The 22,420-nt window shown below is 66.4% G+C and carries 27 protein-coding genes and 1 pseudogene; 17 read left to right on the forward strand and 11 right to left on the reverse strand.

The features are described 5' to 3' along the window. The coding region (locus LL06_RS21195) for an ATP-binding cassette domain-containing protein (protein ID WP_035531555.1) at positions 1–383 on the reverse strand (383 nt) is incomplete at its 3' end. Positions 384–671: 288 nt separating this feature from the next. On the opposite strand from LL06_RS21195, the gene LL06_RS21200 reads away from it, so the two are divergent. The 3 genes from LL06_RS21200 to thpR all read left to right on the forward strand — a co-directional run bounded on the left by LL06_RS21200 (position 672) and on the right by thpR (position 3,107). After that, positions 672–1,697 carry a hypothetical protein gene (locus LL06_RS21200; protein ID WP_035531558.1) on the forward strand — a complete coding sequence of 342 codons (1,026 nt, stop codon included), beginning with the start codon at positions 672–674 and terminating at the stop codon, positions 1,695–1,697. A gap of 86 nt (positions 1,698–1,783) precedes the next feature. Continuing rightward, on the forward strand, positions 1,784–2,422 hold the full coding sequence (locus LL06_RS21205; RefSeq protein WP_035531560.1) for an arylesterase: 639 nt from the start codon (positions 1,784–1,786) through the stop codon (positions 2,420–2,422). 94 nt (positions 2,423–2,516) lie between these two features. After that, positions 2,517–3,107 carry an RNA 2',3'-cyclic phosphodiesterase gene (thpR, locus tag LL06_RS21210; protein ID WP_035531563.1) on the forward strand — a complete coding sequence of 197 codons (591 nt, stop codon included), beginning with the start codon at positions 2,517–2,519 and terminating at the stop codon, positions 3,105–3,107. Here thpR and LL06_RS21215 read toward each other — a convergent pair. Then, a complete protein-coding gene (locus tag LL06_RS21215) occupies positions 3,035–3,553 on the reverse strand; it encodes a low molecular weight protein-tyrosine-phosphatase (RefSeq protein ID WP_052161800.1) in 519 nt (172 codons plus the stop codon). The genes thpR and LL06_RS21215 overlap by 73 nt on opposite strands. A 33-nt stretch (positions 3,554–3,586) precedes the next feature. Here LL06_RS21215 and LL06_RS21220 point away from each other — a divergent pair, with 33 nt between their 5' ends. Together LL06_RS21220 and LL06_RS21225 are read left to right on the forward strand one after the other, a co-directional pair. Next, entirely contained in the window at positions 3,587–3,892 is a 306-nt protein-coding gene (locus tag LL06_RS21220; protein ID WP_035531566.1) for a 4a-hydroxytetrahydrobiopterin dehydratase, read from the forward strand. Positions 3,893–3,974: 82 nt separating this feature from the next. Further along, positions 3,975–4,400: a YkvA family protein gene (locus tag LL06_RS21225; protein WP_052161798.1), complete on the forward strand. Its 426-nt coding sequence runs from the start codon at positions 3,975–3,977 to the stop codon at positions 4,398–4,400. 72 nt (positions 4,401–4,472) lie between these two features. On the opposite strand, the gene LL06_RS21230 is transcribed toward LL06_RS21225, so the two are convergent. Then, positions 4,473–5,048, reverse strand: a complete 576-nt coding sequence (locus LL06_RS21230; RefSeq protein WP_035531569.1) for a sigma-70 family RNA polymerase sigma factor — start codon at positions 5,046–5,048, stop codon at positions 4,473–4,475. A 291-nt stretch (positions 5,049–5,339) separates the two neighbouring features. Between LL06_RS21230 and LL06_RS21235 the strand changes: the two genes are divergently transcribed. Then, a complete protein-coding gene (locus LL06_RS21235) occupies positions 5,340–5,843 on the forward strand; it encodes an invasion associated locus B family protein (protein ID WP_035531572.1) in 504 nt (167 codons plus the stop codon). A gap of 95 nt (positions 5,844–5,938) precedes the next feature. On the opposite strand, the gene LL06_RS21240 is transcribed toward LL06_RS21235, so the two are convergent. Beyond that, complete coding sequence (locus tag LL06_RS21240; protein ID WP_201772369.1) at positions 5,939–6,343, reverse strand: hypothetical protein; 405 nt, start codon at positions 6,341–6,343, stop codon at positions 5,939–5,941. 92 nt (positions 6,344–6,435) lie between these two features. Between LL06_RS21240 and LL06_RS21245 the strand changes: the two genes are divergently transcribed. Further along, entirely contained in the window at positions 6,436–7,077 is a 642-nt protein-coding gene (locus LL06_RS21245) for a TetR/AcrR family transcriptional regulator (RefSeq protein ID WP_035531575.1), read from the forward strand. Here LL06_RS21245 and LL06_RS21250 read toward each other — a convergent pair. Next, positions 7,010–7,714: a YafY family protein gene (locus tag LL06_RS21250; RefSeq protein WP_035531578.1), complete on the reverse strand. Its 705-nt coding sequence runs from the start codon at positions 7,712–7,714 to the stop codon at positions 7,010–7,012. The two genes, LL06_RS21245 and LL06_RS21250, sit on opposite strands and share 68 nt — an antisense overlap. Before the next feature lie 107 nt (positions 7,715–7,821). Here LL06_RS21250 and LL06_RS21255 point away from each other — a divergent pair, with 107 nt between their 5' ends. From LL06_RS21255 to LL06_RS26560, 3 genes are all read left to right on the forward strand, one after another. Beyond that, positions 7,822–8,055: a hypothetical protein gene (locus LL06_RS21255; protein ID WP_035531580.1), complete on the forward strand. Its 234-nt coding sequence runs from the start codon at positions 7,822–7,824 to the stop codon at positions 8,053–8,055. 141 nt (positions 8,056–8,196) lie between these two features. Then, positions 8,197–9,432, forward strand: coding sequence for a 23S rRNA (adenine(2503)-C(2))-methyltransferase RlmN (gene rlmN / locus LL06_RS21260; protein WP_035531584.1), 1,236 nt, complete (start codon positions 8,197–8,199; stop codon positions 9,430–9,432). Between the two features lie 9 nt (positions 9,433–9,441). After that, complete coding sequence (locus LL06_RS26560; protein ID WP_052161799.1) at positions 9,442–9,906, forward strand: hypothetical protein; 465 nt, start codon at positions 9,442–9,444, stop codon at positions 9,904–9,906. 81 nt (positions 9,907–9,987) lie between these two features. Here the strand turns inward: LL06_RS26560 and LL06_RS21270 are convergent, their stop codons facing one another. After that, complete coding sequence (locus tag LL06_RS21270) at positions 9,988–10,635, reverse strand: LysE family translocator (protein WP_035531586.1); 648 nt, start codon at positions 10,633–10,635, stop codon at positions 9,988–9,990. Positions 10,636–10,801: 166 nt separating this feature from the next. Beyond that, the gene (locus LL06_RS21275) at positions 10,802–11,485 is read right to left on the reverse strand and encodes an OmpW family protein (RefSeq protein ID WP_035531588.1); all 684 of its coding nucleotides are present in this window, start codon (positions 11,483–11,485) and stop codon (positions 10,802–10,804) included. Positions 11,486–11,815: 330 nt separating this feature from the next. On the opposite strand from LL06_RS21275, the gene LL06_RS21280 reads away from it, so the two are divergent. The 6 genes from LL06_RS21280 (at position 11,816) to ppa (ending at position 19,484) form a co-directional block, all read left to right on the forward strand. Continuing rightward, complete coding sequence (locus LL06_RS21280; protein WP_035531590.1) at positions 11,816–13,045, forward strand: argininosuccinate synthase; 1,230 nt, start codon at positions 11,816–11,818, stop codon at positions 13,043–13,045. Between the two features lie 155 nt (positions 13,046–13,200). Further along, positions 13,201–15,252, forward strand: a complete 2,052-nt coding sequence (locus LL06_RS21285; RefSeq protein ID WP_035531593.1) for a M3 family metallopeptidase — start codon at positions 13,201–13,203, stop codon at positions 15,250–15,252. 418 nt (positions 15,253–15,670) lie between these two features. Then, on the forward strand, positions 15,671–17,497 hold the full coding sequence (gene typA / locus LL06_RS21290; RefSeq protein ID WP_035531595.1) for a translational GTPase TypA: 1,827 nt from the start codon (positions 15,671–15,673) through the stop codon (positions 17,495–17,497). A gap of 14 nt (positions 17,498–17,511) precedes the next feature. Continuing rightward, positions 17,512–18,159, forward strand: a complete 648-nt coding sequence (locus LL06_RS21295) for a chloramphenicol acetyltransferase (protein WP_035531598.1) — start codon at positions 17,512–17,514, stop codon at positions 18,157–18,159. A 149-nt stretch (positions 18,160–18,308) separates the two neighbouring features. Beyond that, on the forward strand, positions 18,309–18,815 hold the full coding sequence (locus LL06_RS21300) for a GNAT family N-acetyltransferase (RefSeq protein ID WP_035531600.1): 507 nt from the start codon (positions 18,309–18,311) through the stop codon (positions 18,813–18,815). A gap of 135 nt (positions 18,816–18,950) precedes the next feature. Continuing rightward, positions 18,951–19,484 (forward strand): inorganic diphosphatase, encoded by a 534-nt coding sequence (gene ppa, locus LL06_RS21305; RefSeq protein ID WP_035531602.1) that lies wholly within the window; start codon positions 18,951–18,953, stop codon positions 19,482–19,484. 2 nt (positions 19,485–19,486) lie between these two features. Here the strand turns inward: ppa and LL06_RS21310 are convergent, their stop codons facing one another. Together LL06_RS21310 and LL06_RS21315 are read right to left on the reverse strand one after the other, a co-directional pair. Beyond that, on the reverse strand, positions 19,487–19,804 hold the full coding sequence (locus tag LL06_RS21310) for a DUF167 family protein (RefSeq protein WP_035531627.1): 318 nt from the start codon (positions 19,802–19,804) through the stop codon (positions 19,487–19,489). Continuing rightward, positions 19,801–20,091, reverse strand: coding sequence for a YggT family protein (locus LL06_RS21315; protein ID WP_035531605.1), 291 nt, complete (start codon positions 20,089–20,091; stop codon positions 19,801–19,803). Before LL06_RS21315 ends, LL06_RS21310 begins: the two co-directional genes overlap by 4 nt. 235 nt (positions 20,092–20,326) lie before the next feature. Between LL06_RS21315 and LL06_RS21320 the strand changes: the two genes are divergently transcribed. Beyond that, positions 20,327–21,628 carry an MFS transporter gene (locus LL06_RS21320; protein ID WP_035531609.1) on the forward strand — a complete coding sequence of 434 codons (1,302 nt, stop codon included), beginning with the start codon at positions 20,327–20,329 and terminating at the stop codon, positions 21,626–21,628. A gap of 85 nt (positions 21,629–21,713) precedes the next feature. On the opposite strand, the gene LL06_RS21325 is transcribed toward LL06_RS21320, so the two are convergent. Together LL06_RS21325 and LL06_RS27920 are read right to left on the reverse strand one after the other, a co-directional pair. Continuing rightward, a complete protein-coding gene (locus LL06_RS21325) occupies positions 21,714–22,199 on the reverse strand; it encodes a TerB family tellurite resistance protein (protein ID WP_035531612.1) in 486 nt (161 codons plus the stop codon). A gap of 23 nt (positions 22,200–22,222) precedes the next feature. Then, a pseudogene (locus tag LL06_RS27920) lies at positions 22,223–22,420 on the reverse strand (heme biosynthesis protein HemY); the annotation flags it as partial.

A 22,420-nucleotide genomic window follows, 5' to 3' on the forward strand; every position in this document is an offset into this window, starting at 1 on the left:
AGCTCCTGGCGCGCCCGCTCGAAGGCGTTGGCGCGGCCGGCGAGCTCGAGCGGGACGGCGACATTCTCGAGCGCGGTCATGTTGGGAATGAGATGGAACGACTGGAACACGATGCCGATCGAGCGGCCGCGGACGGCGGCCACCGCATCCTCGCTCAGCCTGTGCAGCGCGTGGCCCGCGACATGGACCTCGCCGCTATCGAGCCGCTCGAGGCCGGCCACCACCATCAGCAGCGTCGACTTGCCGGACCCCGAAGGCCCGACGATGCCGACCGATTCGCCCGCTGCGATATCGATGTCGATCCCCTTGAGCACATGCACCGACGAGGCGCCGCTGCCGAGCGTGAGATCCGCGGCCCTGAGTTTGACAATGGTTTCCGTCACGGGGCCGCTTCCTGTCATGATTGAACGAGATGGGGTGAAGTGCAAGACATGCGTTCCAGTGCACTTAGGGGCGGGGCCCGCGGTTTTAAAGTCTTGCCGGACTCGATGCCGCCCGGGCGGGCGTTTTTTACCGGAAGCCACCCGTCGGCCGGCATGGTCGGGCCCGGCCTTAGCCTGACAGGTCCGCATGCGCCGAAAGGCCCGTCGCATTTTCGGCCCAATGCTGCCGATAGTCGGTCTCGCCGGGCCCGGTCGGGCCGGACCCCGTTGCCGAGCCAAGGACGAACCATGAACGACATCACGATCCTGTTTGGAGGGCATGGCGCGGAACGGCTGGTCTCGGTCGCCTCGGCCCAGAACCTGGCCGGCCACGCGCCCGGCGCCGAGCTCTGGTTCTGGCGGCCCGACGACTGCTTCATTCCCGTGAGCCACGCCGAACTTGCCGCGCATCGCTCCGCCTTCGAGGTCGAGTTCGAACCGGTCTCGCCGCCGCTTGCGCGGAGCGTCGACGAGGCGCTGGAGCGGGCGCGGAACGATTCGCGCCTGCTGGTGCTCGGCCTGCATGGCGACGGCGCGGAAGACGGCGCGCTGGCGCTGGACTGCGAAAGGCGCCGCATTCCCTTCACCGGCTCGGGGTCGGCGGCGAGCGCGCGCGGCTTCGACAAGCAGCAGTCCAAGCTGCTGGTGGCCGCGGCCGGTGGCGCCGTCGCCCCCAGCCTGCTGCTCAAGGCCGGCACCGATGTCGCCGCGGCCGCAGGCTTCCTCGAGACCCATGGACCCCTGATCGGCAAGCCGGTGGCCAGCGGATCCAGCCACGGGCTGATCGCCGTCGACGGCCAATCCGGCCTGGACCGGCTCAGGGCGGCCGCCGCCGACTGCGACTACATGCTCGAACCCTTCGTCAGCGGCCGCGAATTCACCGTGGGCGTCATCGAGACGGATGACGCGCCGCGGGCGTTGCCGCCGGTGGAGATCGTCCTCGACGCCGATATCCAGTTCGACTACAGCGCCAAGTACCTGGGACGGGGATGCAGGGAAATCTGTCCGGCCGACATTCCGGACGACTGGAACGACCAGCTCCAGGACCTGGCGCTCGCCGCCCACGCCGCCATCGGCGCCTATGGATATTCCCGCACCGACGTCATCGTCGGCCCGGACGGGCCGGTCTTCCTGGAGATCAACACCCTGCCCGGCCTGAGCAAGGCGTCGCTGATCCCCCAGGCGCTGGCGGTGGCCGGCATCGCCTTTCCCGACTTCCTGTCCGGGCAGGTCGAGCTGGCGCGCCGCCGGTACGAGCGGGGCGATGGCGGATGATGCCGGCCGTGGCGTTTGTTTCGCCGGCGCCGCGCCTATATAGGGCAACAGCAACAGCCGGCCACGGCGATCACGGGAGCCCTATCATGCGCATTGGAACGAAGCTGGCATCGATCGCGGTCGCCGCCCTGCTCGCCGCCGCCACGGTCGCAGCGAAGGCGGAGACGCTGACCATCGTCGGCTTCGGCGACAGCCTGATGGCGGGCTATGAACTGGCGAGCGGCGACGGCTTTCCGGCGCGCCTGCAGGCGGCGCTCGCCGCGCGCGGCCATGATGTCGCCATCGCCGACGCGGGCGTGTCGGGCGACACCACCGCGGGCGGGCTGGCGCGGCTCGACTGGTCCATCCCCGACGGCACCGACGGCGTGATCCTCGAACTGGGCGCCAATGACGCGCTGCGCGGCGTGCCGCCCGAGGAAACCCGCAAGAACCTCGAAGCCATGATCGTGCGGCTCAAGGACCGCGGCATCGAGGTGCTGCTGGCCGGCATGCTCGCCCCGCCCAATCTCGGGCCGGACTACGAATCGGCGTTCAATTCCATCTATCCGGACCTCGCGGGCAAATATGACCTGCTGCTCTATCCTTTTTTTCTCGACGGCGTGACCGGCGTGGCGGGCATGACGCTGAGCGACGGCATGCATCCAAACGCCAAGGGAATCAACCAGATGGTGGAAGGCTTCGTGCCGGTGGCGGAAGAGTTCATCGCCCGCCTCAAGGCCCGCTAGCAATTTTCGGCGGCCCAGGCCCGAAATCTCGGTGCTTGCCCTGGGGCGCTTGTCGTGATTCGTTCGACGTATCGGACGATTCGGGGGAACAGCGATGCCAAGGCTTTTTACCGCTCTCGAAATCCCGCGGGACGCGACCATGTCGCTCTCCCTGCTGCGCGGCGGACTTCCCGGCGCACGCTGGATCGACGTCGAGAACTACCACATCACCTTGCGATTCATCGGCGACATCGATGCTCCGACCGCCGACGAGCTGATCAGCGCCTTCGACCGGATCGACCGGCCGTCGTTCCCGCTGTCGCTGTCGGGCATGGGGTCGTTCGGCTCGAAGAAGCCGCATTCGATCTGGGCCGGCGTGTCGCCCTCGGCCGAGCTCAAGGCGCTGCAGGCGGAGATCGAGCGGATCTGCCAGCGGCTCGGCCTCGGGCCGGATCCGCGCCGGTTCTCGCCGCATGTGTCGCTGGCGCGGCTGCGCAATGCCCGGGTCGGCGACGTGGTCGAGTATCTGGGCGCGCGCGGCAATTTCCGCACCCTGCCCTTCACGGTCGGGCGCTTCGTGGTGATGTCGTCGCGCGATTCGGTCGGCGGCGGCCCCTATGTGGTCGAGGAAGCCTATCCGCTGGGCTGGCGCAATTCCGTCCCGAGCCTCGAGACGAGCGCCGTGCAGCCCTCGCGGAGCAGCTGATAGACCTGCTCGAAGCCGTCAACGCCGCCATAATAGGGATCGGGCACGTCGGCGCGGGAGCCCGTCGTATGCTCCAGGAACAGGAAGATCCGGCCACGCCGCGCCGCGGGCGAGCGCGCCCGGAGCGTCGCCTCGTTCGACCGGTCCATCGCCAGGATCAGCTCGAAGCGGTCGAAATCCTCAGCCGCGACCTGGCGCGCGCGCTGGCCCGAAATGTCGATCCCGTGGCCGGACGCCTTCTCGATCGCCCGCGGATCGGGCGCATCGCCCCGGTGCCAGTCGCCGGTGCCGGCCGAATCGACGGCGACGAGGCCGCCCAGGCCCGCCTCGGCCAGCGCCTGGCGGAACACGCCCTCCGCCAGCGGCGACCGGCATATATTGCCCATGCAGACAAACAGCACCGAAAGTTGCGTTTCAGTGGCGGGGTCGGTTACGCTTGGTTTCATCATGAATTCACCCTTTGAGTTCCGGAGGACACCATGACGCGTCAGAAACTCGATAGCACTTCCGTTGCCGAAAAGCTCGCCGCCGTCTCCACCTGGGACATCGACGCCGGCGAGACAGCGCTGCACAAGCAGTTCAGGTTCAAGGACTTCAGCGAGGCCTTCGGCTTCATGGCGCGGGCGGCGCTGGTGGCCGAGAAGCTCGACCACCATCCCGAATGGAAGAATGTCTACCGCACCGTCGACGTGCGCCTGACCACCCATGACGCCGGCGGGCTGACCGGGCTCGATTTCGAGCTGGCGATCGCCATGGACCGGATCGCCGGCGCGCCGGGGCAGTGACGGGCCAAAATATTGAAGGCGGCGGCGCCCATGACCATATGAAGGCAATGGACAGAGTACAGTGGCAACCGGAGGGCACCGCATGAGCACTCTTGAAGGCGAAATTCTCGGGCCGGAGGAAAAGGCCGGCGAAAACCCGAAAGGCGCGGACGAAAGCTCCGTGCGGGCGGGGTTCTGGCGCACCTTCCGCAAGGCGGCGGGGCAGATCCCCTTCGCCGAGGATGTGGTGGCCGCCTATTACTGCGCGCTCGATCCCGAGACGCCGGGCAAGTCCAAGGCCGTGCTCCTGGGCGCGCTCGCCTATTTCATCATGCCGGTCGACGCCATTCCCGATATCCTGGCCTTTGTCGGCTTTTCCGACGACATCGCCGTGCTGACGCTGGCCATCGCCACGATCCGCTCGAACCTGACCGAGGCCCACCGCCTCGCCGCGCGCAAGTCGCTGGAAAATTTCGCCGCCGATAAGAAACCCGGGACCAAGAAGGCCGGAAGCTCTAAGACCGCGTAAGGCCGGGGAGTCGTTCTGCCCAGGCAGTCTTCCTGCCGGTGCGGGACAGACGCCGCCCGGACTTTTCCGCAGTCAGTGCATCGTCATGTCGCCGTCGTCGTTTTCGAGGCTCCGCCGGAGCCGCGAGAAGGCGAGCCGGATGCGCGACTTGACCGTGCCCAGCGGCAGGCCGGTGTCCTCGGCGATCTGGCTGTGGGACCTGCCCAGGAAGAAGGCCTGGCGCACCAGGATCGCCTGCTCGTCGGGCAGGTCGAGCATCGCCTTGCGCACCCGTTCGTCGCGCTCCTCGGCCTCGAAGATGTCGTCGGCGGCTTCGGGCTGCGAGGGCTGCAGCGCCGGATCCTCGGGATCGAGCAGGGCGCTGCGGTCGCGCCTGAGCGCATCGATGCGGCGGTTGCGCGCGACCCGGAACAGCCAGGTGGCGAGCGACGACTTGGCGGGATCGAACAGTCCCGCCTTGTGCCACAGCACGATCATCACCTCCTGCACCATCTCTTCGGCCTGGGAGGGCTCCATGCTCAGCCGCTGCAGGTAGGATTTGAGCCGCGGCGCGAAATAGTCGAAAAGTTCGGCGAACGCCGCCTGGTCCCGCCTCTGGGCGACCGCCTCGGCAAGACGGGCAAACCGCTGTTTCAAGTCATCCGACATCAGTTGCGCAGTACCCCGCATGCGTGATGCGACCCCTCGCCGCCACACCGTTACGATATCAACACCTACACAGGATTTATCAAAGGTCAAACTCTTGCCGGATTCACGTTGTTACAAAAGGTGAGCAAGGGACAACACGCCGCACCAGACCCCATATTGCGGGCCCTTTAAGGGAATCATTGACGGTTTGGTAACCAGGATTAAGTCAAAATGAACCAATCACCTCGCATCGAGCGGGAACCGTCGCGGCCGTCCGGCCGTGGCACAGGACAAAGAACCGGTAGGAAAGCCATGTTTGGGAAGACACTCGCAACCGCAGTGACGGCGCTGTTCGCTTTGACCGCCGCCGCGGCGGCGCAATCGCCCACCAGGATCCAGCAGTTTGATTCCTGGGGCGCGTATTCATATGATTCAAACGGCGGCAAGGTCTGCTACGTGCTGTCGATACCGATCAGCTCGGCGCCGACCAATGTCGATCACGGCGACATCTTTTTCCTGGTCTCGCAGAGGCCGGGCCAGAATGTGAGCTATGAGCCGCACGCCATGATGGGCTATCCGCTGCAGGAATCGTCCAAGGTCACCGTCACTGTCGACGGGCGGGATTTCACCTTCTTCACCCGCGGCAGCTCCGCCTGGGTGGAAAACGCCGCCCAGGAGCCGCAGCTCGTGGCGGCGATGAAGGCCGGCACCTCGATGACGGTCAAGGCCGTGTCGCGCCGCGGCACCGACACCTCCTACAGCTATTCGCTCAAGGGCATCACCGCGGCGCTGAACCAGATCGCAAGCTGCAAATAGGATTTCTGCCGCATCACCGACGTCTCTGAAGGCCGGGAAACCGGCCTTCTTTGCGTTTGTCCGCCGTCGACTGCGGCGCCCGGCCGGGCACCGGATCAGATATGTCGCAAAGCCCTGTGGCAAAGCGCGGCGACATAAAAGGCGAGAATGAAATCGAGGATCTCGATCAGGCCGAGCGGCAGCGGAATCGGATCGGGCGATCGTGGAAACACCGCGCCAAGATCCAGAAGCACCACGAACACATATCCCCAGCACACCCCGATCGCCACCCAGGCGAAGGCCAGTCTGCCCTTGATCAGCCCGATCGCGGCGGCCAGCGCGGTCACCCCCAGCGCGACAAGAAACACATTGAACCCTGAGAAGATCAGGCCGCCAAGCCCGGAAAAGTCCCTTGTTTCGACGGGTCCGCCGGGCACCAGAGTGGCAAAGCTCGCCACCAGCGCAAGCAGCAGCCAGCCGGCCACCAGGGCGGGCCGGTTCGAATCGGACGAAGCTGTCATAGGGGTCTCTCCTTGCCTTCAGGTCTTTCCATACTTGGGGTATGGAATGCATGTTGACGTTGATCCTGTCAATACTTCGAGTATGGTGGGGCATGGCACAAAGAGACACGCTCACCCCGGAAGACTGGATCAAGGCGGCGTTCCGGCTGCTCACGAGGTCCGGTCCGACTGCGATCCGGGTCGATTACCTGTGCCGGGAGCTGGGCGTCACCAAGGGCTCCTTCTACTGGCATTTCGCTGACCTGGCAGCGCTCAGGGCTGCGATGGTGGAGCATTGGCGGCGGGTTGCGACGCGCGATGTGATCGCCGCGATGACCTCGGCCGAGCTCGCGCCGCGGGCATTGTTCATCCGGCTTTTCGAAACCGTACTGAGCCAGCCTGCGCGCGACTATGGCGGGGCGATGGCCGAAGCCGCGATCCGTCACTGGGCCGCGGGCGACGAGGCGGTGCAGGCCGTGGTGCGCGAGGCCGACGCCGAGCGGCTGGCGTTCCTGACCCTGCAGTTGCGCGGCGCCGGCCTGGCGGGACCCGAGGCGCGCTCGCGGGCGGCCTTTCTCTGCGCGACGCTGATCGGGCTCGAACAGCTCGCGGGCGAACCGGCGCTGCCGCGGCTCGACATAACCGGGTTCGTCGACGCCATGCTGACACCTGCCGATGCAGCGGCGATCACGCCGGCGCAGCCATCTCAGGCGATGCCGGGTCCCAGCGGTTCTGATCGGGCCAGAGCGACCTGAGCACGGCGCCCTCGCCGGCAAAGCGCTGCTCGAGCACGGCGCAGCCGTAGATCCGGTCGGTGCGGAAATGCCGGAAGCCGGCGCGCAGCTCGCACCAGCAGGCGAGCATCACGCATTCGAGATGGTAGACCAGCGCCAGAGGCCGCACGGTCCGCACTGTGCGGCAGCCCTGTTCGTCCTGATAGGTGAGCCTCAGCTTGCGCTCGGCGCGGATGGCGTCGCGCAGCGTGGCGACCGAGACGCAGCCCTTGGCCGGGTCATCCGGCGGGGCGCCCCAGGGCGCCACCAGCAGCCAGTCCGCCGGCCCGTGCAGCGCCTCGACCTTGTCGTGGATGCGCCGCGCCGCCCGCTGCAGCGCGCTGTCGCCGGTGCGCGACAGCAGCGCCAGGCCCACCCGCAGCGCCTCGATCTCCTCGGCATCGAAATTCAAGGGCGGCAGATCGTAGCCGCGGCGCATGACATAGCCCACGCCCGGCTCGCCCTCGATGGGCGTGCGCATCATCTGCAGCGCGGCGATGTCACGGTAGATCGTCCTTGTCGAGACCTCGAGCTTGCAGGCGAGCCCATCCGCCGTCATCGGCCGGGCGGCGGATCTGAGGATCTGGATGATTTCGAACAGGCGGTTTGACCGGCGCATCGCCTTTGCTCCCATGCACTGCTGACACTCTAGCACCCCCCACTGACAACAGGGTGTCAGCAGTGTCCCGCTATCCCGGTCTCCTGAACGGTTCAAGGGAGCGGGCCATGAGCTATTACGATCATGCGACGATGATGGCCCTGAGGCTAGGGCCCTGGGCGGATGACCCCGCCGCCGAGCAGGCCCGAAACGCTGACCGCAGGCGCCGCCGCCCGGGCCGGGGGACTCCGTCCCTGCTCGCCTGGATCATCGGGCTCGCGCATCGGCGGGCGCCGGCGGCGCTGCGCAAGCCGCCGGAGCCTGCCGCGGCCGCGGATAGTGACGCGCCGCGCAAAACCTGATACAGGGCTGGCCTGCCGCACCGGCGCGACATCCGAAGACCGAGTTTCGGAGACAGCGGTGCGTGATTTTCAAAAATGGAGCAGCCCTCGTGCGACCCTCTGGGCGCGCGGCGCTCCAGCCAGCAAGAGTCCCGAGTCAAGATGCCAGCCACGATCGACCTCACCAACCCTGCCGCGCGTCCCGCCCGCTCCCCCGCCGCCAGGTCCATGGACGGCAAGCCGACGCTGATCGGCATGAGCCGCGACGAAATGGTTGAAGCCATGGCCGAGGCCGGCGTGCCCGAGAAGCAGCGCAAGATGCGCGTGAGCCAGATCTGGCACTGGCTCTACATCCGCGGCGTCTCCGATTTTGCCGACATGCACACGATCTCGCGCGAGCTGCGCGATGCGCTGGCCGCCCGCTACACCATCGCCCGGCCGGAAATCGTCGAGGAACAGATCTCCGGCGACGGCACGCGCAAATGGCTGATGCGGTTTCCGCCGCGCGGCGCTGGCCGGCCGGTCGAGGTCGAGACCGTCTACATTCCCGAGGAAGGCCGCGGCACACTGTGCATCTCGAGCCAGGTGGGCTGCACGCTGACCTGCACCTTCTGCCACACCGGCACGCAGATGCTGGTGCGCAACCTCACCTCCGAGGAGATCCTGTCGCAGCTCATGGTCGCCCGCGACCGGCTCGGCGACTTTCCGCACAAGGACACGCCGCAGGGCGCGATCGTGCCGGCCGAGGGCCGCAAGATCACCAACATCGTCATGATGGGCATGGGCGAGCCGCTCTATAATTTCGAGAACGTCAAGAAGGCGCTGCTGATCGCCGCCGACGGCGACGGCCTGGCGCTGTCCAAGCGCCGCATCACGCTGTCGACCTCGGGCGTGGTGCCGGAGATCGTCCGCACCGGCGAGGAAATCGGCGTCATGCTGGCGATCTCGCTGCATGCGGTGCGCGACGAATTGCGCAACGAGCTGGTGCCGATCAACCGCAAATATCCGCTCAAGGAGCTGCTCGACGCCTGCCGCAGCTATCCCGGCCTGTCCAATGCGCGCCGCATCACCTTCGAATATGTGATGCTCAAGGGCGTCAATGACTCGCTCTCCGACGCCAAGGAGCTGGTGCGGCTGCTCAAGGGCATTCCCGCCAAGATCAACCTCATTCCGTTCAATCCCTGGCCGGGATCGCCCTATGAGTGCTCGGACTGGGAGACGATCGAGACCTTCGCCGATTTCGTCAACGCCAACGGCTATGCCTCGCCGATCCGCACCCCGCGCGGCCGCGACATCCTGGCCGCCTGCGGCCAGCTCAAGAGCGAATCGGAACGCATGCGCAAGTCCGACCGGCTGGCGCTCGAAGGCCTGATGATCGCCGGCCACGGCGCCGACTGACCGAGCGCAATGAGCGACATCATCCGCCTTCTCGCGCGCCTGTTCCTGATCAGCTTCGGCTTCTTCGCCGGCTGCGTGGCGGCGGGCCTTGCCTATGCCTTTCTGGCGCGGATCGTCGTGCCCGAGGATTTCGGCCGGTTCGACGAGCTCGAGCTCACCGTCACCCTGGTGGTGGGCGTGCTCGGGCTTGCGAGCCTGTTCGCCCGCGCCGTGCTGCTGCCGGCCTTCGCCCTGATCGCGGTGTTCGAGTTCCTCAGGCGGCGCGACTGGCTGACCTATGCGCTGGCGGGCGCCGCGATCGCCCTGGCGGCGGGCGTCTACCGGCTTGGCGGTGCCGCCGCCGACCCGGCGCCGATGATCGCCATCCACACCGCCTGCGCCGTCATCGGCGCCTCGGTCTACTGGCTGGTCTCGGGCCGCTCCGCCGGCCGCTGGCTGCCGAGCGAGCGCGCCAGGGCGATCGAGCCGAGCTAGGCCGGGGACAGTTTACTTTTTCCGGTAAGCCATTGGCCTGATACAAGAAAATGCAGAAGTAAACTCTGTCCCCGATGTCGATCAGCGGCCTTGGGTCATCAGGATGCGGATCGCAAACACCGAGAACACGCCGGCGAAGACATAATCAACGATGCGCATCACCTGCGGCTTGCGCCTGAGCCAGTCGGCCAGGCCGTTGGCGCCGAAGACGACGGCGATGGCGACCGGCAGCGCGATCAGGATCGACAGCAGGCCGAGGAAGATCAGCTTGCCGGTGACGTGCGGATCGCGGGCGCTGACGAATTGCGGCAGGAAGGTCATGAAGAAGATGATGACCTTGGGATTGAGGAGATTGACCCAGAGCCCGTTGAGAAAGGCGCGCCACGCCGAGGCCTCGCGCTTGCCGGTGGAGGCAAGGGACAGAACCGACCGGTTGCGCACGGCCTGGATGGCGAGCCAGAGCAGGTAGGCGGCGCCGCCGGTCTTCAGCACCAGAAACGCCATCGGCGAGGCGACGATCAGCGCCGAGACGCCGAAGGCCACGAGCAGCGTGTGGATGGCGATGCCGAGATTGGTGCCGAGCAGCGTCATCAGCCCGATGGTGCGGCCGTCGCGAAGGGTCCGGCTCATCCACAGGGTCATGTCGGGCCCCGGGGTGATGGCGAGCAGCAGCACGGCGAGGCTGAAAGCCGCAAGCACGGGGAGGGCGGGGATGTAGGTCGTGAGCATGGCGGGGATCCGGATCAGGAACTGGATCCCTCTTAGGCCGATTCCGGCGCTCTGCCAATCCGGGCCCTGCGTCCCGCAGGCCGTGTCGCACGCCTTGCGCACTCCGGACGACCCCCGGCGCGCGCGCAGGCGCCGGGGGTCGGGTGAGAAGGGCCTGAACCTGTGCTCAGAAGCGGTAGGTCAGACCGGTGCCGACGAGCCAGGGATTGAGCTTGGCCTTGCCGGAGAGCGCGGCGCCGCCCGCGGTTCCCGTCCATTCCGGTTCGAGGAACAGCTTCTTGACGTCGAAGTTGACGCCCCAGTGATCGTCGATCATGTAGTCGAAGCCGACCTGCAGCGCGGCGCCGAAGGTGTTCTTGACCTTGATGTCGGAGAAGGCGCCGGCCGGGTCCTGGCTGAAGAACATCGTGTAGTTCACGCCCGCGCCGACATAGGGCTTGAAGGCGCCCAGATCGGTGAAGTGGTATTGCAGCGTCAGGGTTGGCGGCAGAAGCCAGGTCTCGCCGACCTTGCCCAGCGCGGCGACGGAGCCGGTGCCCTTGATGTCGGCCTTGGTGGTTCCCAGAATCAGTTCCGCGGCAATGTTGTCGGTGAAGAAATAGCTGATATCCAGTTCAGGCACGACCGTGTCGGAATATTCTAGGCCGGATCCCGGGACCTGGGAGACATAGCCCCGGTCTTCGGTGAAGACGCCCAGACCGCGCAGGCGCACCTGCCAGGGGCTTGACTCGGCCGCCGGTCCCATTCGCTGGGAAAGATCGGCGGAAAGCGCCGTGGTTGCAGTTGAGGCCAGGAGGCCCAGTGCCAGGACCGAGCGGCCGATGGCCAGCGCCGATGTGTGAAGTGTCATGTCAAATCCCCGAATTCACAAAAGTCGAACAGCCGGGAACCTAGTCCGCCCGGACGAGGGGTTTTTGATTTAGATCAACCGCTTCGCCGGAACATGCGCACTGGACAAGATGACGCATCCCGCCCCGGCTTGCTGTCCCCGGCGCGGCGGCCGCCGCGGCCGGAGCCCTCGATACTGGCGCGATTTTCGGCGCCAAACGCCGGATTTGCCTTGCGGGACAGGCCTGCAAGCTTGTATCCGCGCGGCTTCCGGCTAAAGTGCCGCCGAAATCAGGGGTCCGCCGATCCTCACCGGGCGGACAGGAACAGACAAGACAGGAAGACACACGCAATGGCATCGCACAAGGACGTCAAGAAAGTCGTTCTCGCCTATTCCGGCGGCCTCGACACCTCGATCATTCTCAAATGGCTGCAGACCGAACTCGGCGCCGAAGTGGTCACCTTCACCGCCGATCTCGGCCAGGGCGAGGAACTGGCCCCGGCGCGCAAGAAGGCCGAGATGCTGGGCATCCCGGACAAGAACATCTACATCGAGGATGTGCGCGAGGAATTCGTCCGCGACTTCGTCTTCCCGATGTTCCGCGCCAACGCCGTCTATGAAGGCGTCTACCTGCTCGGCACCTCGATCGCCCGGCCGCTGATCTCCAAGCGGCTGGTGGAAATCGCCCGCGAGACCGGCGCCGACGCCATCGCCCACGGCGCCACCGGCAAGGGCAACGACCAGGTCCGCTTCGAACTGTCGGCCTATGCATTGAACCCCGACATCAAGATCATCGCCCCCTGGCGCGACTGGTCGTTCAAGAGCCGCACCGACCTGATCAAATTCGCCGAGGAGCACCAGATCCCGGTCTCCAAGGACAAGATGGGCGAGGCCCCGTTCTCGGTCGACGCCAACCTCCTGCACTCCTCCTCCGAAGGCAAGGTGCTCGAAGACCCGTCCGTCGAAGCGCCGGAATACGTCCACATGCGCACGATCTCGCCCGAAGCCGCGCCCGACAAGGCGACCATCATCAAGATCGGCTTCGAGAAGGGCGACGCGGTGTCGATCAACGGCGAACGCATGAGCCCGGCGACGATCCTCGCCAAGCTCAACGATTACGGCCGCGACAACGGCATCGGCCGGCTGGACCTGGTCGAGAACCGCTTCGTCGGCATGAAGTCGCGCGGCGTCTACGAGACCCCGGGCGGCACCATCCTGCTCACCGCGCACCGGGCGATGGAATCGATCACGCTCGACCGCGGCGCCGCCCATTTGAAGGACGAGCTGATGCCGCGCTATGCGGAGCTGATCTATTACGGCTTCTGGTTCTCGCCCGAGCGCGAGATGTTGCAGGCGGCGATCGATTTGAGCCAGAAGCATGTCGAGGGCGAAGTCACGCTCAAGCTCTACAAGGGCAATGTCATGGTCACCGGCCGGGAGAGCGACAAGTCGCTCTATTCCGACGCGCTGGTGACCTTCGAGGACGACCGCGGCGCCTATGACCAGAAGGACGCGGCGGGCTTCATCCGCCTCAATGCGCTGAGGCTCCGGACGCTGGCCGCGCGCGACCGCAAGATCTGACAGCGGGCCCGGCAGGGACCGATGTGACACGGAACAGGGCGGGACCGGAGAGGGTCCCGCCCTTTTGTTTGGCCCGCGCCCGGCCAGCCCGCGCCGCCCGCCTTGTTCGAAAGCGCCGCCCGGCCTACATGGAGGGTCATGACAAGGAGCCTCCCATGACCGCATCCGCCTCCCCCGTGTTCGACTGGACCGGCCCGCTCGGCCTGCCGCATTTCGAGACCATCGCCGACGCCGATTTCGCGCCCGCCTTCGAGATTGCACTTGCCGAGCACGACGCCGAGATCGAGGCGATCGCCGCCGATCCCACCGCACCCGACTTCGCCAACACGCTGGTAGCGCTGGAACTCGCCGGCGACAGGCTCTCGAAAGTGTCGTCCCTGTTCTGGAACCGGGCCGGCACCGACACCAATGACGTCATCCAGGCGCTCGAGCGCGAGATCGCGCCGCGCATGTCGCGGCATTATTCGAAGATCGCCATGAACAAGGCGCTGTTTGCCCGCGTCGACACGCTCTACCAGAAGCGCGCAGATCTCGGCCTGACGCCGGAGCAGGACCGGTTGCTCGAGCGGATCTGGAAATCCTTCATCAAGTCAGGCGCGGGGCTCGACGAGGCCGGGCAGAAGCGGCTCGCCGAAGTGGGCGAGACGCTCGCGGGCCTCGGCGCCCGGTTCGGCCAGAACGTGCTCGCCGATGAGCGCGACTATCTGCTGCTGCTCGAGGACGAGGCCGAGCTTGCCGGACTGTCGGACGATTTGCGCGCGGCCATGGCCGCGGTCGCCGAGGACCTCGGCCACAAGGGCAAATACGCCGTCACCCTGTCGCGCTCGATCATCGAGCCGTTCCTGGCCTCGAGCGAGCGCCGCGACCTGCGCGAGACCGCCTTCAGGGCCTGGACGGCGCGCGGCGCCAAGGGCGGGGCCACCGACAATGCCGCGCTGATCTCTCAGATCATCGCGCTTAGGACCGAGAAGGCGGCACTGCTGGGCTATCCGAGCTACGCCGCCTACAAGCTCGATGACACCATGGCCAAGACCCCGGAAGCGGTGGAAGCGCTCTTGGGCGATGTCTGGACCCGCGCGGTCAAGAGCGCCGACAGCGACCGCGCCGAACTGGCCAAACTGATCGCGGAAGAGGGCGGCAACCACGAGGTCGCGGCCTGGGACTGGCGGCACTACGCCGAGAAGCTGAAGGCCCGCCGTTTCGCCTTCTCGGAAAGCGAACTCAAGCCCTATTTCCCGCTGAACCGGATAATCGAGGCCTGTTTCGACGTGGCGAACCGCCTCTTCGGGATCACCATGACCGAGCGCAAGGATGTCCGCGGCCCGCACAAGGAGGCGCGCGTCTTCGAGGTGCGGGGCCGCGACGGCGCCATGATCGCCACCTTCATCGCCGATTATTTCGCAAGGCCGTCAAAACGCTCCGGGGCCTGGATGAGCGGGATGCGCAGCCAGCACAAGCTCACGATGCCCGACGGCTCGGTGGGCGAGACGCCGATCATCACCAATGTGATGAATTTTTCCAAGCCCGCCGCCGGCCAGGAGGCACTGCTGTCGCTCAACGACGCGCGCACGCTGTTTCACGAATTCGGCCACGCGCTGCACGGCATGCTGTCGGACGTGACCTATCCCTCGCTCTCGGGCACGTCCGTGAGCCGCGATTTCGTCGAGCTGCCCTCGCAGCTCTACGAGCACTGGCTGACCGTGCCCGAAATCCTGGAGAAACACGCCCGCCATTACAAGACCAATGAGCCGATCCCGCACGTGCTGCTCGACAAGGTGCTTGCCGCCCAGACCTTCAACGCCGGCTTCAATGCGGTCGAGTTCACGGCTTCCGCGCTCGTCGACATGGCCTGGCACACCGCCGGCCAGAAACCCGATCCGGCGACGTTCGAGGCCGAGACCTTGAAGAAGCTGGGGCTGCCCGAGGCGATCGTCATGCGCCACGCCAGCCCGCATTTCCTGCATGTGTTCTCGGGCGAAGGCTATTCGGCGGGCTATTATTCCTACATGTGGTCGGAAGTGCTCGATGCCGACGCCTTCGCCGCCTTCGAGGAGACCGGCGATCCGTTCAATGCCGAGATGGCCGAGAAGCTGCATAAATACGTCTATTCGGCCGGCGGCTCGCGCGATCCGGCCGAGCTCTACCAGGCCTTCCGCGGCCGCATGCCCGACGCCACGGCGATGCTCGCAAAACGCGGGCTCGCCTGACGCGGCCTGTCGGTGATGGCAAGGTCGCCCGCCGCCAGCCAGAGCAGGTCCTGAACAGCACCCCGGCATGGGACGATCCGGCCGGGGCAAACCCCGCTTTCCGCCGCCCGTCCCAGCGCGTCATCAAACCGTGACCCTGGCTGCCTAGAAGCGGGTTTGCCCGGCGCCGGGTCGCCCGGAATGGCGCCGAATTGCGCGCCGGGACGCCAGAGGGAGGATCGAGATTTTGTTTCGCTGCCGGTACAGTATCTGTGAAACATCATTTCCTGATCCTTTGGAGGGGCGGGACAGACTGTGTTGCCCTGGCCTCTTTCGCAACTGCAAGAAACCCTGTATAAGCCGCGCAAATCCCGGCATTTGCCGGCCGCGCCGGATCCACATCCGGCGCTTTTGTATTCTCCAGAACGAGACCTGATCCATGTCCATCCGCAATATTGCGATTATCGCCCACGTTGACCATGGCAAGACCACGCTGGTTGACGAACTCCTGAAGCAGTCCGGCATCTACCGCGAGAACGAGCGCGTCCAGGAACGCGCCATGGATTCGGGCGATCTCGAGAAGGAGCGCGGTATCACCATTCTCGCCAAGGCCACCTCGGTCGAATGGAAGAGCCACCGCATCAACATCGTCGACACCCCCGGCCACGCCGATTTCGGCGGCGAGGTGGAGCGCATCCTGTCGATGGTGGACGGCGCCATCGTGCTGGTCGACGCCGCCGAGGGCCCGATGCCGCAGACCAAGTTCGTGGTCGGCAAGGCGCTCAAGGTCGGGCTTCGCCCGATCGTCGCCATCAACAAGATCGATCGCCCCGACGCCCGCGTCGACGAAGTCATCAACGAGGTGTTCGACCTGTTCGCCGCGCTCGACGCCACCGACGAGCAGCTCGATTTCCCGATTCTCTACGGCTCGGGCCGCAATGGCTGGATGTCGACCGGTCCGGACCGCCCCGAAGACGGCGGCACGCTGGCGCCGCTGTTCGACCTGGTGCTCGAGCATGTGCCCGAGCCCACCGTCGCCGAAGGCCCGTTCCGTATGATCGGCACGATTCTCGAAGCCAACCCCTTCCTGGGACGCATCATCACCGGCCGCATCCATTCCGGCACCGTCAAGTCCAACCAGCAGGTCAAGGTGCTCAACGGCGAAGGCAAGCTGATCGAGACCGGCCGCATTTCCAAGATCCTGGCGTTCCGCGGGCTCGAGCGCAAGCCGGTCGACGAGGCCCACGCCGGCGACATCGTCGCCATCGCGGGCCTGTCCAAGGGCACCGTCGCCGACACGTTCTGCGACACCTCCGTCACCGAGCCGCTGACCGCCCAGCCGATCGACCCGCCCACCGTCACCATGACCTTCATGGTCAATGATTCGCCGCTCGCCGGCACCGAGGGCGACAAGGTGACGAGCCGCGTCATCCGCGATCGCCTGCTCAAGGAAGCCGAAGGCAATGTGGCGCTGAAGATCGAGGAATCTGAAGGCAAGGATTCCTTCTACGTCTCCGGCCGCGGCGAATTGCAGCTCGCCGTGCTGATCGAGACCATGCGCCGCGAGGGCTTCGAACTGGCCGTCTCGCGTCCGCGCGTGGTCATGCACAATGACGAGAACGGCAAGCTGCTCGAGCCGATCGAGGAAGTGGTCATCGACGTCGACGAGGAGCATTCCGGCGTCGTCGTGCAGAAGATGTCCGAGCGCAAGTCCGAGATGACCGAACTGCGCCCCTCGGGCGGCAACCGCGTGCGCCTGGTGTTCCATGCGCCGACGCGCGGCCTGATCGGCTACCAGTCGGAACTGCTGACCGACACCCGCGGCACCGCGGTGATGAACCGGCTGTTCCATGACTACCAGCCCTACAAGGGCGAGATCGGCGGCCGCACCAACGGCGTGCTCCTGTCCAACATGGCGGGCGAGGCCGTGGCCTACGCCATGTTCAACCTCGAGGACCGCGGCCCGATGATCATCGAGCCGGGCGACAAGGTCTACATGGGCATGATCATCGGCATCCACACCCGCGACAACGACCTCGAGGTCAATGTGCTCAAGGGCAAGCAGCTCACCAACATCCGCTCCGCCGGCAAGGACGAGGCGGTGAAGCTCACCCCGCCGATCCGCATGACGCTCGACCGGGCGCTGTCCTGGATCCAGGACGACGAGCTGATGGAAGTCACGCCCAAGTCGATCCGGCTGCGCAAGCGCTACCTCGACGCCACCGACCGCAAGCGCTTCGCCAAGTCCGGCGCCAGCGCGGCCTGACCGGGCCGACCGGCATGGCCGCTTCGCGCGACATCGACCTGGCGACCTGGCCGAGGGCCGGGCAGTTCAGGCTGTTCCGGACCTATGACCGGCCGCATTTCGCCACCACCGCGCGCGTCGACGTCACCGCCCTGATGACCAGGGCGCGGCCGCGCGGGGTGTCGCCGCACCGGGCCTTCATCCATGCGATCGGCGCCGGCATCCATGCGGTGCCGGCGCTGAAGATGCGCTTCATCGGCGACCGGGTGCTGCAATACGACGCGATCTCGCTGTCGACGACCGTTCCGCGCCCCGGCGACACCTTCGGCTACTGCTACATCCCCTGGAGCGAGGACTGGGCCGGCTTCGACGAACGCTGCAAGGCGATCATCGACGAAACCGCCAACAGCACCGATCTCGGCGCCAACACCGGCGAGCGGCACGATCTCGCCTATCTCTCCTGCCTGCCCTGGCTCGATTTCACCGCGCTCGACAATGCGCTGCCCGGCCCCGACGACTGCATTCCGCGGTTTTCCTGGGGCCGGTTCGTCACCGGAGCGGACGGGCGCGTGAGCTGCGCCGTGGCGGTGCAGGTGCACCATGCGCTGGTGGACGGACTGCAGGTCGGCCAGTTCTTCGAGGCGGCGCAGATCCGCCTCGACGGCTTCGCGGACGGCGCCTGAACCGCGGATTGACGCCGCGACTCCCTTGCATAATTCGTTAACAGACGGTTAACTCATCCACGCCGTCCACAGAACAATGCTGTGGGCAGACCCCGGAGGACAGCCGCTTGCGCTTTCTTCCGATGTCCCCGGAGCGGTAGAATGAGGCCATGAGCACGTTAACCATCGACATACGGCATGCCGAGCCGCAGGATGCCGAGGCCATTGCCGGCACGCACCGCGCCGCCTGGAGCCACGCCTATGCCGGCATCCTGCCCTACAAGTCTTTGAGGCAGATGCTCGAGCGCCGCAACATCGGCTGGTGGCAGCGCGCCATCCGCGGCTCGACCTCGATCCTGGTGCTCGATGTCGGCGGCACGGTGGCGGGCTACGCCACGCTCGGCCTCAACCGGGCCCGGTCGCTGCCGCAGGAAGGCGAGATCTACGAGCTCTATCTCAGGCCCGAATTCCAGGGGGTGGGCCTCGGCAAGCGCCTGTTCGGCGAGGCGCGGCAGCTTCTCTCCTCGCTCGGCTGCAAGGGCTGCGTGGTCTGGTGCCTGGAGGACAATCACCCTTCCGTCGAGTTCTACCGGTTCCAGGGCGGCCGCGACGTCGCCGAAGGCCACGAGACCTTCGACGGCAAGACGCTGAGGAAGCTCGCCTTCGTCTGGCCCTGAGCCCGCGCGCTCCGCATCGAAAGTCCTGTTGCGCAAAACCCGCTTTGGCTTTAATTCCCGATCCAACCGAAGCGCCGTGCGCCAAAGCGCCCCGCTTGAGCACGGCATGCAACAGAAATCCGGATTGGAGCGATCATGCGCATAGACGCCATCAGCATCGGCGAGAACCCGCCACACGACGTCAACGTGATCATCGAGGTGCCGGTCGGCGGCCAGCCGATCAAATACGAGATGGACAAGGACGCCGGCATGCTGGTGGTCGACCGGTTCCTCTACACGCCGATGACCTATCCCGGAAACTACGGCTTCGTGCCGCACACGCTCTCCGACGACGGCGATCCGATCGACGTTCTGGTCTGCAACACCCGGCCGCTGATTCCGGGCTGCCTGATCAATGTCCGGCCGATCGGCGTGCTGATCATGGAGGACAATGCCGGCCAGGACGAGAAGATCATCGCCGTGCCCTCGGCGCATCTGACCCAGCGCTATGCCGGCGTGAATGATTTCGGCGACCTGCCGGAGATCACGCTGCAGCAGATCGAGCATTTCTTCGAGCACTACAAGGATCTCGAGCCCGGCAAATGGGTCAAGATCGGCGGCTGGCGCAATGCCGAGATCGCCCGCGGGCTGATCGTCGAGGCGATCGAGCGGGCCAAGACCAAGCGCTGAGATCAGCCGGCCGTCACCAGCCCGCCCAGCCTTGCCGCCAGGTCCTGTGGATCGCCCTCGATGCGCAGGACCTTGGACCGGCTCGTTTCCCCGGAAACCACCCGGACGCTGGACTTGGTGATGCCGAGCCGCTTGGCGACCAGTTTCTCGATCGCCCGGTTGGCCTTGTTGTCTTCGGCCACGGCGCGGACGCGGGCCTTGAGCCGGACGCCGCCCGCCGCATCCTCGACCAGCCCGTCGATGCCGTCGAGCGAGGCGCCGGGGGTGAGCCGTATCGCGACGTCGATGGCGCCGTCCCTCGGGGTGACCCAGGCGCTCAGATGAAGATCGGCATGATGGACGTCCGGATGAACGTGCGCAGGAAGAAGATCGCGATCAGCAGCACGATCGGCGAGATGTCGAGCCCGCCCAGATCCGGAATGATCCGGCGGATCGGCCGCAGCGCCGGTTCGGTCGCCTTGTAGAGGAACTCGCCGATCATGCCGACGAACCGGTTGTTGGAATTGACCACGTTGAAGGCGTAGAGCCAGGAGAAGATGGCGCTGGCGATGATGATCCAGGTGTAAAGGCCCAGCACCATGTCGATGGTTGCAAATACTGCGATCATTTGGTTCTCCGGCTGTTTTTCGCGTTTGAGACATGTAGACATTCCGGCCCCGGGCGGCAAGGGCATCGGCCGGCCAAAGCCCGGGCAGGGTTAAGCCGGCGGACGGCGGCCGCGAGACTGTGGCGTCCGACGCCCGATCGTGTATAGCTTGCCCTCTGCCTGAATCGGTGATGATGCTGGGCGGCTTCATCCAGGTCACCCCGTTCAGCGCGCCCTGCAGCAGCGGACCATCATCATGCAAGTTCAAGTCCAGGCGGAAGACCGGTTCGCCGCCTTTCGACACCGCGCCTTCGCGTTCTATTTCGTCTCCCGGTTTCTCTCGACCTTCGGACTGCAGATCATCAGCGTGGCGGTGGGCTGGCAGATCTACGACCTGACCCGCGACCCGTTCGACCTGGGCCTGGTCGGCCTGATCCAGTTCCTGCCCGCCCTGGTGCTGATCCTGTTCACGGGCGCCGCCGCCGACCGCTTCGGCCGCCGCACCATCATGCTGATCTGCGAACTCGTGATCGCCGTGGCGGTGGCGGCGCTGGTCTGGTTCGCCTGGCGCGGCCTGACGACGCCGCTGCCGATCTTCGCGGTGCTGCTGCTCATCGGCATCGCCCGGGCCTTCTTCGCCCCGGCCTCGCAGTCGCTGGCGCCCAATCTGGTGCCGGCGCGGGACCTGCCCAATGCAATTGCCTGGAACTCGACCTCCTGGCAGACCGCGACCATCGTCGGCCCGGTGGCCGGCGGGCTGCTCTACGGGCTCGGCGCGATGGCGCCCTATCTGACCGCGCTGGGCTTCCTTCTCACCTCGATCGTCGCCATTTCCCTGGTGCCGCAGCCCTCGCAGCGCAACCGCGGCCAGGCCCAGAGCTGGCAGACGCTGGTCGCCGGCTTCTCCTATGTGCGCAACCAGAAGATCGTGCTCGGCGCCATCTCGCTCGACATGTTCGCGGTTCTGTTGGGCGGCGCCATCGCGCTGATGCCGGTCTTTGCCCGCGACGTGCTGGAACTGGGGCCCTGGGGCCTGGGCCTGCTGCGCGCCAGCCCCGGCATCGGCGCCATCGGCATGGCGATCTTTCTCGCCTCGCGGCCGATCCGCAGGCATGCCGGCCGGTCGATGTTCATCGCCGTGGGCCTGTTCGGCGCGGCCACCATGGTGTTCGGGCTGTCGACATCGCTGCCGCTCAGCATGGCGGCGCTGATCACCATGGGCGCCTCCGACATGATCTCGGTCTATGTCCGCCAGAGCCTGGTGCAGCTCTGGACGCCCGACGAATTGCGCGGCCGCGTCAGCGCCGTCAACATGGTGTTCATCGGCGCCTCGAACGAGCTGGGCGAATTCCGCGCCGGCGTCATGGCCTCGCTGATCGGCCCGGTCGCGGCGGTGGTGATCGGCGGCGCCGGAACGCTGGCGGTGGCGCTCGCCTGGAGCTTCGGCTTTCCGCAGCTCAGGCAGATCCAGTCGCTCGACAAGGACGCCGAGGACAGCCGGGCGGCGCTGGAAGCCGGCATGCCTGCCGTGGAGAAGCCCGGTTCCGGAACGGCCTGAGAGGCATCACGCTGTGGGTGAGACCGGCGCCCGGCCATTCGCCGGAACAGGATCGTGGGGGTGTTTCGGAAAGTCCTGGCCGAACTCAGATCCCGTCGCCCGCGTCCCCGCCGTCGTCGATCCCGGCATCGGCAAGCGCCCGCTGGCGCGCCAGCACCCGCTCCCGATTGGACACGCCCATCAGGTCGGCGATGCGCCAGACCACATGATCTTCCAACTCGTGCCGGTGACCGTCGGCATAGGCAAGCGTCCACAGGAGCTCGATGAAATGGACCTTCGCTTCCGGCTCGAGCGCGCGGTTGAGGACGCTGGTGAAGGCATAGAGATCGACGGCCTCGCGGTCCGCCTGCTCGCCGGCCTCGACCAGGCGGCGCAGCTCGGCGCCGCTCACGCCATATTCCTCGATAATCAGCGCCTTGAGCTTTTCCGACTCGACCTCGTCGACCACCCCGTCCGCGCCGATGACGTGGAAGAACAGAGCCACCGCGGCGACATCGGGATTGGCCGAATCCGGCGTCCCCGGATCCTCCCCGCGCAGTCCGCCCAAGAAGGCTCGTATCTGGTCAAGCATGGCCTGGTCCTTTCAAATGCGCATCAGAACAACCGGAACCGCCCGGGCTTTTCCGGCTCGGCGTTCACATCGATCCCGGGATCGTCGGGGCGATGGGTGAGGAAGGCCTCCTCCCGCGCCCGCGCGTCAGCCTCCGGGTCGGCGGCGGGCTGGGCTGTCCGTCCGGGCCGCGGCGCGGGCTGGGGCTCGGCCTTCGGGGCCGCCGCAGCGACGACGGCCGG

Origin of the sequence: Hoeflea sp. BAL378 (assembly GCF_000759435.1) — a bacterium.
Classification (GTDB): domain Bacteria; phylum Pseudomonadota; class Alphaproteobacteria; order Rhizobiales; family Rhizobiaceae; genus Hoeflea.